13 protein-coding genes are annotated in these 16,242 nt (G+C 71.6%); 8 read left to right on the top strand and 5 right to left on the bottom strand.

Features of this window, described 5'->3' with window-relative positions:
• Positions 1 to 53 precede the first annotated feature (53 nt).
• From QSK36_RS11180 to QSK36_RS11195, 4 genes are read left to right on the top strand one after another with little or no spacing between them, the layout of a single operon-like run.
• The gene (locus QSK36_RS11180) at positions 54 to 410 is read left to right on the top strand and encodes an STAS domain-containing protein (RefSeq protein WP_285782328.1); all 357 of its coding nucleotides are present in this window, start codon (positions 54 to 56) and stop codon (positions 408 to 410) included.
• A gap of 10 nt (positions 411 to 420) precedes the next feature.
• Positions 421 to 2,532 (top strand): glycogen debranching protein GlgX, encoded by a 2,112-nt coding sequence (glgX, locus tag QSK36_RS11185; protein ID WP_285782329.1) that lies wholly within the window; start codon positions 421 to 423, stop codon positions 2,530 to 2,532.
• 6 nt (positions 2,533 to 2,538) lie between these two features.
• Positions 2,539 to 2,874, top strand: a complete 336-nt coding sequence (locus QSK36_RS11190) for an anti-sigma factor antagonist (RefSeq protein ID WP_139579837.1) — start codon at positions 2,539 to 2,541, stop codon at positions 2,872 to 2,874.
• The gene (locus QSK36_RS11195; RefSeq protein ID WP_285782330.1) at positions 2,874 to 3,302 is read left to right on the top strand and encodes an ATP-binding protein; all 429 of its coding nucleotides are present in this window, start codon (positions 2,874 to 2,876) and stop codon (positions 3,300 to 3,302) included. Before QSK36_RS11190 ends, QSK36_RS11195 begins: the two co-directional genes overlap by 1 nt.
• A 127-nt stretch (positions 3,303 to 3,429) precedes the next feature.
• Here QSK36_RS11195 and QSK36_RS11200 read toward each other — a convergent pair whose 3' ends face one another.
• Positions 3,430 to 4,926, bottom strand: a complete 1,497-nt coding sequence (locus tag QSK36_RS11200) for an ATP-binding protein (protein WP_352240084.1) — start codon at positions 4,924 to 4,926, stop codon at positions 3,430 to 3,432.
• A 219-nt stretch (positions 4,927 to 5,145) separates the two neighbouring features.
• On the opposite strand from QSK36_RS11200, the gene QSK36_RS11205 reads away from it, so the two are divergent.
• The 4 genes from QSK36_RS11205 (at position 5,146) to QSK36_RS11220 (ending at position 11,871) form a co-directional block, all read left to right on the top strand.
• A complete protein-coding gene (locus QSK36_RS11205) occupies positions 5,146 to 6,183 on the top strand; it encodes a hypothetical protein (RefSeq protein WP_183537927.1) in 1,038 nt (345 codons plus the stop codon).
• A 30-nt stretch (positions 6,184 to 6,213) separates the two neighbouring features.
• Positions 6,214 to 7,365, top strand: coding sequence for an IS701 family transposase (locus QSK36_RS11210; protein WP_183537926.1), 1,152 nt, complete (start codon positions 6,214 to 6,216; stop codon positions 7,363 to 7,365).
• A gap of 166 nt (positions 7,366 to 7,531) precedes the next feature.
• Positions 7,532 to 8,356: a helix-turn-helix transcriptional regulator gene (locus QSK36_RS11215; RefSeq protein ID WP_183537925.1), complete on the top strand. Its 825-nt coding sequence runs from the start codon at positions 7,532 to 7,534 to the stop codon at positions 8,354 to 8,356.
• A 314-nt stretch (positions 8,357 to 8,670) separates the two neighbouring features.
• Entirely contained in the window at positions 8,671 to 11,871 is a 3,201-nt protein-coding gene (locus QSK36_RS11220) for a type I polyketide synthase (protein ID WP_285782332.1), read from the top strand.
• A gap of 160 nt (positions 11,872 to 12,031) precedes the next feature.
• Here the strand turns inward: QSK36_RS11220 and QSK36_RS11225 are convergent, their stop codons facing one another.
• The 4 genes from QSK36_RS11225 to rfbA all read right to left on the bottom strand — a co-directional run bounded on the left by QSK36_RS11225 (position 12,032) and on the right by rfbA (position 16,233).
• Positions 12,032 to 13,201 (bottom strand): endo-1,4-beta-xylanase, encoded by a 1,170-nt coding sequence (locus tag QSK36_RS11225; protein WP_285782333.1) that lies wholly within the window; start codon positions 13,199 to 13,201, stop codon positions 12,032 to 12,034.
• A 50-nt stretch (positions 13,202 to 13,251) separates the two neighbouring features.
• Positions 13,252 to 13,881, bottom strand: coding sequence for a polysaccharide deacetylase family protein (locus QSK36_RS11230; RefSeq protein WP_183537922.1), 630 nt, complete (start codon positions 13,879 to 13,881; stop codon positions 13,252 to 13,254).
• A gap of 474 nt (positions 13,882 to 14,355) precedes the next feature.
• A complete protein-coding gene (gene rfbB, locus QSK36_RS11235; protein WP_285782334.1) occupies positions 14,356 to 15,318 on the bottom strand; it encodes a dTDP-glucose 4,6-dehydratase in 963 nt (320 codons plus the stop codon).
• A 36-nt stretch (positions 15,319 to 15,354) separates the two neighbouring features.
• Positions 15,355 to 16,233, bottom strand: a complete 879-nt coding sequence (gene rfbA, locus QSK36_RS11240) for a glucose-1-phosphate thymidylyltransferase RfbA (RefSeq protein WP_139579828.1) — start codon at positions 16,231 to 16,233, stop codon at positions 15,355 to 15,357.
• Positions 16,234 to 16,242: the final 9 nt, after the last annotated feature.

Consider the following 16,242-nt stretch of genomic DNA (forward strand, 5'->3'; position numbering starts at 1 on the left):
CGATGAACAAGCCGTCGAACAAGCCGTCGAACGAGCCGACGAAGGAGTCCCCGATGACCGAGCCGGTCGTGCTGGTCGACACATCCGTACGCGACGGGACGACGGTCATCGGGCTGACCGGGGAGCTCGACGGCCGCTCGGGTCCCGGCGTGCAGCGGCGGCTCATGGAGTTGCTGCCGGAGGACGGGCGGGTGCTGCTGGACATGTCCGGCGTGACGTATCTGTCGAGCGCGGGGCTGCGGGTGCTGCTCCTGCTGCACCGCGCGGCCGACGGGCGGGTCGTGCTGGCCGGCGTCCCTCCCGAGATCGAGACCGTGATGGCCGCGACCGGTCTCCTCGACCTCTTTCCCGTGGCCGGCTCCTCCGTGACCGGCTCCGCTGCGTCCGACTCTTCAGTGGCCGACCGTTAGGCAGGACCCGATGCTCGAGACCCGCGTCGACGCGTACCCGACGCACCGGATCGGCGGCGTGCCGGTCCGGGCGGGGCGGACCCTTCCCTTCGGGGCCACCCCGGTGCCGGGCGGCGTCAACTTCTCGGTCTACTCCAACAACGCGACCGCCATGACGCTCGTGCTGTTCCGGCGGGGGGAGGCGGCGCCCCTCGTGGAACTGCCGTTCCCGCCGTCGTTCCGCCGGGGCGGCGTGTACGCCATGACCGTGTTCGGGCTCGACGACCTGGGGCTGGACGTCGAGACGCTCGAGTACGGCTACCGCGCCGACGGCCCGTCCCGCCTCCAGGACGGCCACCGGTTCGACCCGGCGACGATCCTCCTCGACCCGTACGCCAAGCTCGTCGGCGGCCGGGAGGCGTGGGGCGCCCCCCGCGACGGCGTGTACCCCTACCGGGGCCGGATCGCGCTGGACGACTTCGACTGGGAGGACGACCGGCCGCCCGGGATACGCCCGGAGGACCTGATCGTGTACGAGCTGCACGTCAGGGGCTTCACCAGGCACCCGTCGTCGGGGGTGCGGGCCCCCGGCACGTTCGCCGGCCTGGTCGAGCGGTTGCCGTACCTCGTGGACCTCGGGGTCAACTGCGTCGAGCTGATGCCCGTCTTCGAGTTCGACGAGCTGGACAACCCGCGCGGGCCGCACAACTACTGGGGCTACAACACGGTCGGGTTCTTCGCCCCCAAGGCCTCCTACGCGGCCTCCGGGCCGTACGGCATGCAGGTCGACGAGATGAAGAACCTCGTGAAGCAGTTCCACCGCGCGGGCATCGAGGTCGTGCTCGACGTGGTTTTCAACCACACGGCGGAGGGAAACGAGCGGGGGCCGTCGATTTCGTTCCGCGGCCTCGACAACAGCACCTATTACATGCTCACGCCGGACGGCCATTACTACAATTTCAGCGGCACCGGCAACACGGTGAACTGCAATCACCCGGTCGTGCGGGAATTCGTTCTCGACTGCCTGCGCCACTGGGCGGCGGAATTCCACGTCGACGGGTTCAGGTTCGACCTGGCGGCCGTGCTCGGGCGCGCCCCCGACGGTACGGTCCTCGCGAACCCGCCGCTGCTGGAGTCGCTCGCCCACGACCCGGTGCTGCGCGACTGCAAGCTCATCGCGGAGGCGTGGGACGCGGCCGGCCTCTACCAGGTGGGGACGTTCCCGTCGTACTGCCGCTGGTCGGAGTGGAACGGGCGCTACCGCGACGCCGTGCGGCGGTTCGTCAAGGGCGACCTCGGGACCGTGGGCGAGCTGGCCGCCCGCATGACCGGCTCCACCGACATCTACGGCCCCCGGGGGCCGGTCGCCTCGGTGAACTTCGTCACCTCCCACGACGGCTTCACCCTGCGCGACCTGGTGTCGTACAACCGCAAGCACAACGAGCTCAACGGGGAGGAGAACCGCGACGGGGACTCGGCCAACCATTCCTGGAACTGCGGGCACGAAGGCCCGACGGACGATCCGGACGTGCTGGCGCTGCGCGCCCGGCAGGTGCGCAACGCCCTGCTGCTCCTGCTGACCAGCCACGGGATCCCGATGCTGCTCGCCGGCGACGAGATGGGCCGCACTCAGCAGGGCAACAACAACGCCTACTGCCACGACGGGCCGCTGTCGTGGATCGACTGGGATCTCGCCCGGGAGCACCGGGACCTGCACCGGTTCGTCCGCAACGCGATCGCGTTCCGCCGCGCCCACCCCGCCCTTCGGCGCGGGGAGGGCGCGCTCGGCCATTCGGTGGACGGGCGGCTTCCCGAGGTGAGCTGGCACGGCGTGCACGCCTGGACGCCGGACTGGTCGCCGCACAGCCGCCTGGTCGCGGCCATGTTCTCCACCATGAGGGATGACGGGGGATACGACTGCGTCTACGTGGCGGCCAACTCCTACTGGGAGGGGCACGTCCTGGAGCTCCCCGCACCCCCTGAGGGCACCGTCTGGCACCTGTTCGCCGACACGGCGGCCGCGCCGCCGCACGACGCCCACGAGCCGGGACGCGAGCCCCGGCTGGCCGACCAGGTACGGGTCTCGATCGGCCCGCGGGCCACGCTCGTCCTGGTCGCGAGGGAACGACTACCAGAGGAGTGAAGGAGCATGACGCTCGACGCGAAGATGCACATCGACGAGGGCACCGCGACGATCCGGCTCTCCGGGGAGCTCGACGGACGGTCCGCGCCCCGGCTCAACCTGCTGATCTCCGACGCCGTCGCCGCCCAGGTGCGCCGGTTGGTGCTGCTGGTCTCCGACGTGACGTACATGTCGTCGGCGGGCATCCGCTGCCTGCTGTTCGCCCACCAGAAGCTGCCGAGGGGCGCGGAGATCGTGCTGGTCGGCACCCGGCAGGAGGTCGCGGAGACCATCCGGATGACCGGCTTCGACCGTACCGTCGTGATGCAGGAGTCCGTCGAGCGGGAGTCCGCGGAGGCTTGATGATCGGGTGCCGACTCCGACTGGACGCCGGCGCGTCGTTCGCCGGAAGGGTGGCCGAGTTCGTCCTGATGCTGGCCCGCACCGGAACCCTCCACACCCGGCAGGCGTACTGGCTGCGCCTCGCGGCCGACGAGATCACGACGAACATCGCGCAGCACGGCTACGGCGGCCGCGGTGGTGTGATCGACCTGGAGGGCGGGGTGGAGACCGACCGGGTGTGGGTGCGCGTCGAGGACGACGCGCCGCCGTTCGACCCGACGAGATACGACCCCGCGCCCCGGCTCGCCGCCGATCCCGCCCTCCGCGAGGAGGGCGGGTACGGCCTGCTCCTGGCGCTGGGCCGGCTCGACGAGTTCGTCTACGACCGCGTCGGCGGGCGCAACCGCAACATCCTCGTCATGCGGAGGACTCCGCGCGAGGGAGAGTGAGACGAGACGAGCGGGCGGCCGCCGCGGCCCCCGCTCGTCTCGTCTTCCGTGCCCGCCGCACGGGCACCTCGTCTCCCGTGCTCACCGGGTCGGCCGCCGGTGGTGTGCTCACCACCGGCGGCCGTGGTCACCGTGCCGGCACCTCGTCGCGGGCGGAGGTGCGCGCCGTCCTGCTCCGTCCCGTCTCCGCGCCGTTCGGCACGGCCGTGGCGGCCTCGCGGAGGTCCGGGCCGGCCGTCGCCCGCGCGCCGCGCAGCATCGCGGCGACGGCCGCGGCCACCGGCTCCTGAGCACGGTCGGCGGCCGCCGCGGACACCGGACGCCCCGCGCGGGCGAGCGCACCCGTCAGCTCGCCGCGCAGGTAGGCCGGAAGCCAGGCCGACTCGACGTGGCACCCCTCCGACACGGCGAGCGCCCGGCGGAGGTGGAGCACCGCCTGCTGCGGCCGGTCGGCGGCGAGCGCCGCCTGCGCCGCGTGCACGAACAGCGCCGTCTCCCGGTCGCCGCGGTCGAGGTTGGCCTCGGGCTCCGCGGCGCCGGTCACCGCCAGGATCCAGGCCCGCTGCGCCAGGTGCCGGTCGCGGCGGCTGTCCCGGTCGGGCCGGGCCGCCAGGGCCCGCAGGAGCAGCAGATCGGCCGCCTCGGACGGCTTGCCGAGGCCGAAGGCCGTGACCAGGGCGCGAGCGAACGTGAGCCGCGCGGGTTCGGCGTCGTCGCCGTCCGCGGCGGCGGACGGGGGGAGCGAGTCCAGGAACGCGGCGGCCTCCTTCCCGCGGCCGCGCAGCAGGAGGACGACCGCCCAGACGTCGGCGACGTCGGCCTCCGCCCGCTGCCACAGCGCCACCCGGCACAGCTCCTCCGCCTGGTCCAGGCCGAGGCAGGCCCAGGCCCGGCGCGCGGCCGCCGCCGCGTCTGCCGCCTCGCGCGGCAGCGCCGGGTCGAGCGGGCCCGGCTCGGTCATCTCCCATCGGCCGCGCCGCTCCGCCAGGCACCGGACGAGTCCGGCGTCGGCCAGCTCGTGCAGCCGCCGCGGCACGCCGCCGGTCAGCGCGTGCAGCGCCGCCGCGGTGGCCTGCCGTACGGGACCTCCCACAAGCCGCGTGAACAGCTCCGCGACGTCCCGCGGCCCCAGCGGCGGCAACACGAGATGCACCAGCCCCCGCTCGTACATGAGGCAGTCGGTCGGATCGGGCCGGGGGGCGGGGTCGTCCTCGCCCCGGGTGATCGCCGTCCTGCTCACCACCAGGGCCGTGGTGTGCGACCGGTTGAGCGCGCGGAGCGTCAGGAGCGTCTCGTGGTCCGCCAGGTGGGCGTCGTCGAGGACGACCATGAACCGCCGGCCGCCGGCGAGCGTCCGCAGGGTCCGCGCCGCCTCCTCGGGCGCCGGAACCGGCCCCGGCGGGAGCACGCCGCGCAGGGCGGCCATCGCGCCGGCCCCCCGGGGGCGTAATCGCAGTACGAGATAACCGTGGCGCTCGGCGAGCGTGACCGCCAGCCGCAGCATCGAGGTCCGGCCCGTGCCGGGGGCGCCGCTGATGACGACGGGCCCCGACGCGGGCCTGTCCAGAGCGTTCGTTAGCTGTGCAGTTTGTTCCGTCCTGCCGACTTGAGGCCAGGGCGTCATGGCTCCTCCCCATGTCGAGGTGAATATGAGCAATGACCATTTCCGGTCGGCGCTTCCATGGTCAATGCCGAACTAACGGAATGCCGGGGGCGGGCGGGCGCGCATCCCAGTGGTGGCATTCGCAATGCCAGCGTCGATGGGCTCTGTTCATCGGCGGCCCCGTATTCGAGGCTCGTTTTTGACCCAATTCGCGAAGATCGCACGAAGGGTGCGTCCGAGGTGAGCGAAGCAGTTCCCATAGTGCTGGGTGTGGCCCTGGTCCTCACGGTCTGGAGCAGCGTGCTCCGCACCGTGATGACCCCCCAGGGCCGGTCGTCGCGCATGGCCCTGCGGACGGTCCGGGTGGTCGCGACCGGCGCGTACCTCGTGGCCAGGCACCTGCCCGGAAGGTATCGGGAGCGGGTGCTGGAGATGTGCGGGCCGACGGCGGTGTTCGCGGTGGGGGCCGCCTGGCTGGTCGCGTCCTTCGCCGGGTTCGGGCTGGTCGCCTACGGCGCGTACGGCGTGAGTCCACATCCCGAGGACATCGCCGAGGTGTTCCTGATGCGCTCGCCGGGCGCCGCCCTCGCCGCCCTCGCGTGGTTGTCGTCAGCGCTGATCCTCGTCGCGTTCACCGCGCACCTGATGCGGATCATCGACGCGTTCAGCCGGCGGGAGCGGTTCGTCCTCCGGCTGGCCGGGCAGGCGGTCCGCCCGCCGGACGCCGAGGCGGTGCTCGCGGAGTGCGTACGCTCCGGATCGCGGGACCACCTCGACGACATGTTCGCGGAATGGGCGGCCTGGCTCGCCGACGTGGGCGCCAGCCACGTGGCCTACCCCGCGCTCGCCTTCCAGCGCCCGGCCGGGGAGCTGTGCTGGCTCAAGGCCGCCGTCATCGTGATGGACGCCGCGGCGCTCACCGAGGCGGTGGCTCCCGACTGGGCCCCGCCCAACACCCGCACCGTCCTCGACACCGGCACCCGGTGCCTGCAGCGGGTGGCGGCGCAACTGGGCGTCCGGGTCCATCCGGCTCTGGTCAGCCTGCAGGGCAGGGAGGAGCAGAGCTTCGCCGACACGATGCGGCTCGCCGTGAAGGCCGGCCTGCCCACCGACCGCGACGAGCGGGGGGCCGAGGCGGTCTTCCAGAACCTGCGCAGGCGCTACGCGCCGTACTCCACGGGCATCGCCGCCCGCATCTTCTACGAGATCGACAGCTATGAGCCGCCACCCGACAACGGCGTCGGTCGAGCGGAGAGCGACACGCCCATGGCGTGCTGAAGGATCCGCCCTCTCATCACGGGAGCGCCAATGTTGTCTGTTCCGGACGTCTACACGTCCTCCGATCTCACGGAGCTGGCCGAGTTCTGCCGGCATCTGTTCTCCTCCTTCGCCCGGTCCGACCAGCGCCGATGGGCCGAGGTGTACGTGCGCGGCCTCGACTGCGTGCCGGGCCGCAAGTCGATCCGGCGCATCTCGGAACAGGTGGTGGGCTGGCCCGCCGACCAGTCCCTCCAGCAGTTCCTCAACCAGAGCCCCTGGCGCTGGGAACCGGTGCGGCGGCTCCTCGCGCAGGACATGGCCGCCGTGCTGCGGCCCCGCGCGTGGACCGTCGAGGAGGTCGTCTTCCCCAAGAACGGCTCGCACTCCGTCGGCGTCGCCAAGCAGTACGCCCACTCGGCCGGCCGGGTCCTCAACTGCCAGCTCGGGCTCGCCGTACTGATGGCCGGGCAGGAGGGCGCCTGCCCGGTCAACTGGCGGCTCCTGCTGCCCCGCTCGTGGGACGACGACGCCAGGCGGCGCGCGGTGACCCATGTGCCGGCGCACGAGCGCGCCCGCTCGCGCTGGCAGCATCTGCTGGACGCGCTCGACGAGATGGCCGCGTGGGAGCTCGCCGCCGCGCCCGTGCTCGTGGACGCCCGGCAGAACCGGCGGGTGGAACAGCTGGTCCGCGGGCTGGAGGAGCGCGGCCTGCGCTACCTCGTCCAGGTCGACGAGCACACTCCGCTGGGCCCGGGCCCGTGCCGTACGGCGGGTGAGATCGCGGCGGCCGTCACCGGGCCGTCGGCGCAGACCCTGAACTGGTGGCACGGCCACGGCCGGGTCACCTTCCGTTCGACGCCCGTGTCGCTGCACGGGTCCCTGCCCCAGGGGCCGGGCATGCCGTACGAGATAGGCCGGTCGCGCGCCCGGGTGCTGGCGGAGTGGGGTCCGGGCCGCCAGGCGCCCGCCCGGCTGTGGCTGACCAACATGACGCAGGCCCGGCTGCCCGACCTCATCGGCCTGATCGGGCTGCGGGAGCGGGCGCGCGGCGACCTGACCCGCGTGGGCGAGGAGTGCGGGCTGCGTCACTTCGAAGGCAGGTCGTATCGGGGCTGGCACCACCACGTGACGCTGGTCTCGGTGGCGCACGCGTTCCACTTGCTCGGGTCGCTCCGCAGCGAGGCCGACCGCTCGGCCTGACACTTCTGGGACAGGCGGGAAAAAGGCGTGAGAAGATTGCAGATATTTCGCCCGGGGGGGCGGGTGCGGCATCTTCACCCGGCGATACAGCTCCACGATAATGATGGGTTAAGCCGATTTGCGCTGAACGACCCGGACCTTGTTGCGGCAGTCGTTGGGGGATGCCTTGTCCGACAGGAGCGAGAACAGACAGGAGCTCGCTCAGTTTCTGCGTAGCCGTCGCGCGCGCATCAGCCCCCAGGAGGCCGGGCTCCCCACCGGAGTCCACCGGCGCACGAAGGGCCTGCGCCGGGAGGAGGTGGCCGTTCTCGCGGGGCTCAGCCCCACCTGGTACACGTACCTGGAGCAGGCCCGCGACATCCATCCCTCCCCGCAGGTCCTCGACAGCCTGGCCCGCGTCCTCGGCCTGAGCGAGGACGAGCGCGCCTACGTCCACCGCCTCGCGTTCGGCCAGGGGCCGGCCGAGGCCGCGTACGGGCTCGACGAGTCGGACGAGAAGCTGGTCTTCCAGGTGGTGGAGGTGGCGGGTCACGGCCCTTTCCCGCTGTACGCCGGCAACCGGTATGGCGACGTGGTGGCCTGGAACCGCGCCGCCGCCGACTGGTACACCGACTTCGGCGGGCTGCCCCGGCCGCGCAGGAACATCCTGTGGTGGATGCTCACCGATCCGGAGGCCAAGAAGCGACTGGTGAACTGGGCCGACGACACGCTCGACGTCATCGCGAGGCTGCGGCTGGCGTACGCCACGAGGACGGCGGACCAGAGGATGCAGGAGCTGGTGAGCGACCTGGAGAGCGCCAGCGCCGACTTCCGCGGCTGGTGGCGTGAGCAGCATGTGCGGGGCCAGCACCAGCGGCCGCGGACGCTCGACGTCCCCGGCCTGGGCAGGCGCACCTTCCGTCTCGTCGTCGCGAGCGTCCTGGACAGCCCGGGGCACTCTCTGGTGATTCACCTGCCGCTGGCCGAGGAAACGGGAACCGGCTCCTCCTGAATCCCAGTTAGCCGCTTTTATCGCTTATTTCGTTATCTCACCATGGACGTACTCACGTCACCGGCGGATGGTGGAAGCACTGCGTGACGTCGGAGCCGGGCGGGGATGTCCATGCCCCGGCTTTTCCCGCAGCCGACCACAGCCGACCACAGGGCCGGTCACCGCACACCTCGCCACCGAATGGGGGACCCCGTGCACCATGACTTCACGTACCCGGACTTGACGTACCCGGACTCGACGTACCCGTCGGCACGTGCCCGCGCAGCCGCGCAGGCACGCCGGCGCGGAGTGGTCCGAACAGAGGAGGCGGTCGCATGAGCATGGCGTCCGTCCCCCCGCGCGACCCGATCGCGATAATCGGCGCGGGGTGCCGATTACCCGGCGCCTCCGGTCCGTCCGCTTTCTGGGACGTGCTCGCAGGCGAGCGCGACGCGGTCGGAGAGATTCCGCCGGGACGGTTCCCCGGCGCCGGCGGCATCGGCACACGAGCCGGCGGCTTCCTGGACGACATCGACAGCTTCGACGCCTCGTTCTTCTCGATCTCCCCGCACGAGGCGCTGCGCATCGACCCCCAGCATCGCCTGCTCATCGAGGTCACGTGGGAGGCCATCGAGGACGCCGGCATCCCCCTGCACAAGCTCGCCGGCAGCCGTACGGCGGTCTACACGAGTTGCCTGTGGTCCGACTACTGGGACCGGCTGCGCGGAGCCGGCATGTACGACATGCACGCGGCCATCGGCGGGGGCAACTGGGGCAACCTCCCCGGCCGCATCTCCTACCTGTTCGACCTGCGGGGCCCGAGCATGAGCGTCGAGGCCACCTGCTCGACCTCCCTGGTGGCCGTCCACCTCGCCTGCAGGGAGCTGTGGGCGGGCCAGACCGACATGGCCGTCGTCGGCGGCGTGAACCTCCTGATGGCCCCCGACATCTACCTCGGCCTGTCCGACGCCGGCATCCTGTCGCCGGAGGGCCGCTGCAGGTTCGGCGACGCCGACGCGGACGGCTACGTGCGCAGCGAGGCCGTCGTCTCCCTGCTGCTCAAGCCGCTCAGGCGCGCGCTCGCGGACGGCGACCGCGTCTACGCCTCCATCGTCGGCACCGCGGTCAACAGCAACGGGAGGGGCGCCGGCACCCTCATCGCCGCCGGAGTGAGCGGCCAGGAGGCCATGCTGCGCGAGGCCTACCGCGACGCGGGCGTGCGGCCCGGGCAGATCGACTACGTCGAGGCGCACGGCCCCGGCACCCCCTCGGGCGACCTCACCGAGCTGACCGCGCTCGCCCGGGTGATGGGGGAGGGACGCGAGCCCGGGCAGCGGTGCCTGGTCGGCTCGGCGAAGTCCAACGTCGGCCACGGGGAGGGCGCGGCCGGCCTGGTCGGGCTGCTCAAGGCCGCCCTGGCGCTCCGGCACCGGACGGTCCCCGCGACCCTGAACGTGCGCAGGCCCCACCCGCTGTTCGAGCAGCCGGGCATGCCTCTGGAACTCGTCCGCCGCACCCGGGAATGGCCCGAGCGGTCCTGGCCGGCGATGGCCGGCGTCAGCTCCTTCGGCCTGTCGGCCACCAACGCCCACGTCGTGCTCGCCGAGGCGCCGCCCGTCGCGGCGGCCCGCCGTCGCCGGTCGGGGACATACCTGCTGCCGCTCTCGGCCAGGGACGAGCGCGCGCTGCCCGACCTGGCCCTCCGGTACGCCGACGCCCTGCAGCCGAGCAACTCCTCCCCGCACGACCTCTGCTTCAGCGCCGGCGACCGCCGCAGTCACCACGGGCACCGGGTCGCGGTCGTGGGCACGAACGGCCGGGGGATCGCGGCCGCGCTGCGGTCGTACGCCGCCGGGGCGGCCCCTCAGTCGGTCGTCACCGGGACGGCGAGGGCCGGCGCGACGCCCAAGGTCGTCTACGTCTTCCCCGGGCAGGGCGCTCAGTGGCCCGGCATGGCGAGGGACCTTCTGGACGACAACCTCGTCTTCGCCCGGCGGCTGCGGGAGTGCGACAGGGCGATCCACGACGAGCTCGGCTGGTCGCTGATCGACCTGCTGCGGGAGGGCCGCCCGCCGGCCGGGACCGACGAGATCCAGCCGGCCCTGTGGGCGATCCAGGTCGCGCTCGCCTCCGTCTGGGCCGCCTGGGGGATCCGCCCCGACCTCGTGATCGGCCACAGCATGGGCGAGATCGCCGCCGCGACCGCCTCGGGCGCCCTCACCGTACGGCAGGGCGCCGCCGTGGTGTGCCGCAGGAGCCGCCTGCTGACGCGGCTCGGCGGATCCGGTGCGATGTGGGCGGTGCAGGTCGGCGAGCTCCACGCGCGCGAGGCCATCGGCGAGAACGCCGACAGGGTCTGCGTGGCGGTCGTCAACAGCGTGCACTCCTGCGTGCTCGCGGGCGACGCCGACGCGCTCGGCGAGGTGGTCGAGCGGCTGCGCCGCGACGGCGCGTTCTGCAAGCAGGTGCAGGTCGCCTACGCTTCGCACGCCCCCCAGATGGATCCCATCCGGGACGACCTGATCGAGGCGCTGGCGGAGCTGCGCCCCCGGTCCGGGGCCGTGCCGATGCACTCGACGATGCTCGACGACATGGTCGACGGCTCCCGGCTCGACGCCGGCTACTGGATGGAGAACCTGCGCCGGCCCGTGTGCTTCGCCTCCGCCGTGCGCGCCGCGCTGCCGGACGAGGGCCCGGTCCTGTTCATCGAGATCAGCCCGCATCCGCTGCTCGCCTCGGCGATCGAGGACGAGATCGCGGCGGCGGCCGGCGCCGGGACGGTGATCCCCTCGCTGTGCCGGGACGAGCCCGGGCTCGAGTGCATGCTGCGGTCCCTGGGCGTCGCGTACGTGCAGGGCTGCGATCCCGACTGGAGCCGGTTGTATCCCGGGGGGCGGTTCACCCCCCTTCCCGGGTATCCCTGGCAGCGCCGGCGGTTCTGGGTCGATCCGCGCGACTCCGCCGCGCCGGCGTTCGCCGCGGCTGCCCTGCCCGCCGTGACCGGGCCGTACACCGTGCCGGGCGCGGACGCGGTCCCGGGCGTGGAGCCCGTGCCCGGCCGGGACGACGTGACCGTGTCTCCCGTGCTCGTGTCCTCCGCGTCCGTGTCCTCCGTGTCCGCTGTGTCCTCCGTGTCCGTGACGGACGTCACCGCCGGCCCGGCCGCCCTCGTCGGGCCCGGTCCTGTCGCGGTCCTGCCCGCCGTCCCCGTCGCCGAGGCGGCCGCAGCCGGTCCGGACGGGGACGGCATGGCGGACCCGCCGCTCACGGACAGGTCGGTGGCCGCCGCGGCGATCACCAGATACGTCGTGATGCGCTCCGCCCGCATCCTCGGCATGTCGCCCGACGAGCTCGACCTGGACTCCCCGATAACCGTGCACGGTCTCGACTCCGTGCTCGCCGCCAAGCTGAGCGCCCAGATCCAGGCGGACCTCGGCGTGCACGTGCGGGTGGGCGAACTGCTGCGGCACCGCCCGCTGAGCAACCTGACCGGCGAGCTGTACGAGGCCGCCTCGCTCCGCGCTTCCGGCCGCTGACGCGGAAGACCCGCCCGTTTCGCGGGCGGGTCTGGTCATCCCGGCAAGCGTCACGCCTGGCGGCACATCCCTGTGGAGAGGACGCCGCCACGCGTCATACGGCGGAGTGCGGCGAACGGGGCCGCCTGGTGGAGTGCGGCCCCGTGCCTGCCGGTACCGCTCAGTCGCGACCCGCGCCCGGGCCGGACCGGCGCGGCGCGCCCGCGGCGAGTGCCAGGTCCTGCTGGAGCACGTAGTACTGCGACTTGGGCTGCAGGTTCCCGTCGTAGAACAGGGCGGCACCCTCCTGCGGGTCGTCGAACCAGCCGGGAATCCAGGAGTACGTGTCGGCGAATCCCCACGGGGTGAACGAGATGCACTCGCGCACCGCCAGGCAGGCCTGCAGGGCGCGGGACCAGTAGCTCTCCTGGGCGTACGAGGCCAGCGGGCTGGTGGGGGTGTTCTCGTTCGGCGGGGCCTGCGTGAACGTGCGGACGTCCACCTCGGTCTCGGCCACCTTCAGGCCGAGGTCCGCGAAGCGCTGCAGGTTGTTCTGCAGGTCAGGGAAGCCGTACTGGGTGTCCAGGTGGCCCTGGAAGCCGACGCCGTCGATGGGCACGCGCTGCGCCTTCAGGGTCTTGACGAGGTCGTACACCGCGTTGCTCTTCGGCCCGGTGAACTCGAGGTTGTAGTCGTTGTAGAACAGCAGGGCCTTGGGGTCGGCCTCGTGCGCCCAGCGGAAGGCGTCGGCGATGTAGCCCAGGCCGCCCCACGCCTTGTACCAGATGTCCTGGCGGGGCTGCCCGTCGTCGTCGAACGCCTCGTTGACCACGTCCCACTGCCAGATGTCGCCCTTGAAGTGCTTCACCTGGTCCTGGATGTGCTTCTTGAGCAGGGCCTTCAGCTCGTCGTTCGACAGGGTGGTGGTGTAGCCGTCGGAGGAGAGCCAGGTGGGCAGCTGGCTGTGCCACACCAGCGTGTGGCCGCGGACCAGCTGCTTGTTCTTCTTCGCGAAGGCGACCAGCCGGTCGGCCGCGGCCCAGTCGTACGTGCCGCGGTTGGGCTCCACCAGCTGCCACTTCATCACGTTCTCGGGAGTGACACTGGAGAACTGCTCGGCCGTGATCCGGGTGTAGTCGGCGTTGCTGCCGAGTTCGTCCGTGTTCACGGCGGTGCCGATGCGCAGGCCGATCCGGTCGCCGAGGGCGCGCAGCGAATCCGCGGGGTACTTGACGGCCTGGGACTGCGCGGGGGCGGGGCCGGGCTCGGCCGAGGCCGAGCCGGCGAGAGTCACCCCGCCCAGCAGGACCGTGGCGCTCACGAGGCCGATGGACAGTGCGGGACGAAGCAAGGGAACTCCTCGGGTTGGGGGAAACGGGATGGATGGGTGGTGCGATCAGGTCAGCCCCGGCGGGCGGGCAGCGACAGGTGCCATCCCTCCGACCGAAGCGCGGGGATGACGGCGTCGACGGCGTCGACGGTCTGGCTCCGGTCCCCGCCGCCGTCGTGCATCAGGACCACCGCGCCCGGCGTGATCCCTTCGCGCAGGCGGCGGATCAGCTCGGCGGTGCCCGGCGGCTCCCAGTCGCCGATGGCCAGACGCCAGCCCAGCGCCTGCATGCCGAGACCGGCCGCGACGGCCGGCGTCCGCCCCCAACTGCCGTACGGGGCTCGGAAGTACGGAATGTGCGCCCCCGGCACCGCTGCGCGGATGGCGGCGCTCGTCTCCAGCAGGTCGGCGCGGATCTGCTCCGCCGGCCAGGCCGCCATGTCGTCGTGGCGCATGCCGTGATTGCACAGGGTGTGCCCGTCGGCGACGATCCGCCGGACGACCTCCGGGTGCTGCCGCACATGATCGCCCCAGAGGCAGAAGACCGCCTTCACGTGGTGCTCGCGCAGCACGCCGAGCAGGCGCAGCGTGTCGGGCGGATTCGGGCCGTCGTCGAAGGTGAGGCCGACCGACAGCCCGCCGCCGCGGGTCGAGTCGACGACCGTGGGGGTCGGGTCGTCCGCCAGGGCCGGACGCGCCATGCCCAGCAGCAGACCTATCGCGGCCAGTGGAACTGCGAGAAGACGTGGCCCGCGTGGGCGCCGGCTTCGGTTGACCACGATGACTCCATCTTCAGGCGACGAGGACGCCCGAAAGTTTCTGTGACATTACGAAAGTAATGCAGACCATAGGAACGCGCTTGTGGTACGTCAAGGGGTCAAAACCGCTCGTAAGTTCACGGGCGGCGCGGCGTCGGTCGCGTGGCACGCGAGAGTCGGCTTCCCTGCTGCCTTAAATCAACCGACAGCTCTTCCGAAACTTTTCGGCGATCGGAGGAAGACGATCACGAGAGGCGGCCTGCCGACGGGATCGCCGCATCGTCGCGACGGGCCGGGTGGCCGGTCTCGTGGGTCCGACGCCCACGCTCTCGGCCCGACCCGCCAAAACGGCGCCCGACCTGGGGATTCACCCGGTCGGACGCCGACGTCGAGATGCAGGACCGAGACGCGGCCAGGTCACGCCGGCGGCGTCCACCAGTGGGGGTTGGCGCGATACCAGGCGACGGTTTCGGCCAGGCCTCGGCCGAAGTCGACGGTCGGCTCATATCCGAGCGCTTGGCGGATCTTGCTGTCATCCAGTGCGTAGCGGCTGTCGTGCCCCTTGCGGTCCGCCACCCGCTTGATCATGGAAGCGTCGCCGCCGCACAGGTCCAGCAGTCGTTCGGTGATTTCCAGATTGGTGTGCTCCGCACCGCCGCCGACGTTGTAGATCTCGCCGGCGCTGCCTTTCGTCAGCACCAGATGGACGGCTCGGCAGTGGTCCTCGACGTGAATCCACTCGCGTCTGTTGGCGCCGTCGCCGTACAAGGGCACTTTCCTGCCTCGCAGGAGGTTCGTGACGAACAGCGGAATGAGTTTCTCGGGGTGCTGCCGGGGGCCGTAATTGTTGGAGCACCTGGTAATGGAGACGTCCACGCCGTGAGTGCGCCAATACGCGCGGGCCACGAGGTCGGAACTCGCCTTCGAGGCGGCGTAAGGCGAGTTGGGCAGCAGCGGCGCATCCTCGGTCCAGGCGCCGTCGTTGATGGACCCGTACACCTCGTCCGTGGAGACATGCACCACGCGCGCGACACCGCAGGCGAGCACCGCTTCCAGCAATGTCTGCGTGCCGAGGACGTTGGTGTGGAAGAACGCGGACGCGGAGTCGATCGAACGGTCGACGTGGGATTCGGCGGCGAAGTGGACCACCGCGTCGTGACCGGGCAGCAACTCGCGCAACAGTTCCGCGTCACAGACGTCGCCGTGAACGAACGTGAGCCGCGGATGTTCGGCCGGCAGGTTGGCCCGGTTGCCCGCGTACGTCAGCTTGTCCACAGCGGTCACCCGGGCCGATTCCAGCCCGGGAAACGCGCCGCCCAGAATGTTTCGAACATAGTGCGAGCCGATGAAACCGGCGGCGCCGGTGACCAGGATTCGCATGACGTCCTCTCCGCGTACGAACGGAACGAAAGGGTCCTACACGGCCGCGAGTTCTTTGGCGATGGTCATGATGTACTGGCCGTAATTGGAATTCGCGAGCCGCTCGCCCAGCGCGTAGCACTCGTGTGCGGTGATGAACCCCATGCGCAGCGCCACTTCCTCGACGCAGGCGATCCGCACGCCTTGGCGGTTCTCGAGCGTCTGTACATACTGACCGGCCAGCAGCAGCGACTCCGGCGTGCCGGTGTCCAGCCAGGCGAAGCCCCGCCCGAGGTCGACGAGCTTGGCCCGGCCGTGCTCGAGGTATCGCTGATTGATGTCGGTGATCTCCAGCTCGCCCCGCGCCGACGGCCGGAGATTCTTCGCGATGTCCACCACGGCGTTGTCGTAGATGTAGAGCCCGGTGATCGCGATATTGGATCGGGGGCGAGCGGGCTTCTCCTCGATGGAGACCAGGTTGCCGTGCGCGTCCTTCTCCCCCACCCCGTATCGCTCGGGATCGTGCACCGGGTAGCCGAACAGCACGCAGCCCCGCACGTCCCGGGTGTTCCTGGCCAGGACCTCGGAGAACGCCGGGCCGTGGAAGATGTTGTCGCCCAGCACCAGCGTCACGCTGTCGTCGCCGACGTGGTCCGCGCCGATCACGAACGCCTCGGCCAGGCCGTTGGGCTCGGCCTGCTCGGCATAGTCGATCCGCAACCCCAGGTGCGCGCCGTCGCCCAGGAGCCGCCGGAAGTGCGGCAGGTCCATCGGAGTGGAGATGAGAAGGATGTCGCGGATTCCCGCGAGCATGAGCACGGAGAGCGGGTAGTAGACCATGGGCTTGTCGCCGACGGGCAGCAGCTGTTTGGACACCGCGAGCGTGATCGGGTGCAGCCGGGTGCCGGACCCGCCGGCCAGGATGATGCCTTTCATCGAAGCTCC

It is taken from the genome of Microbispora sp. NBRC 16548, assembly GCF_030268985.1.
In the GTDB taxonomy this organism is placed as follows: Bacteria; Actinomycetota; Actinomycetes; order Streptosporangiales; family Streptosporangiaceae; genus Microbispora; species Microbispora catharanthi.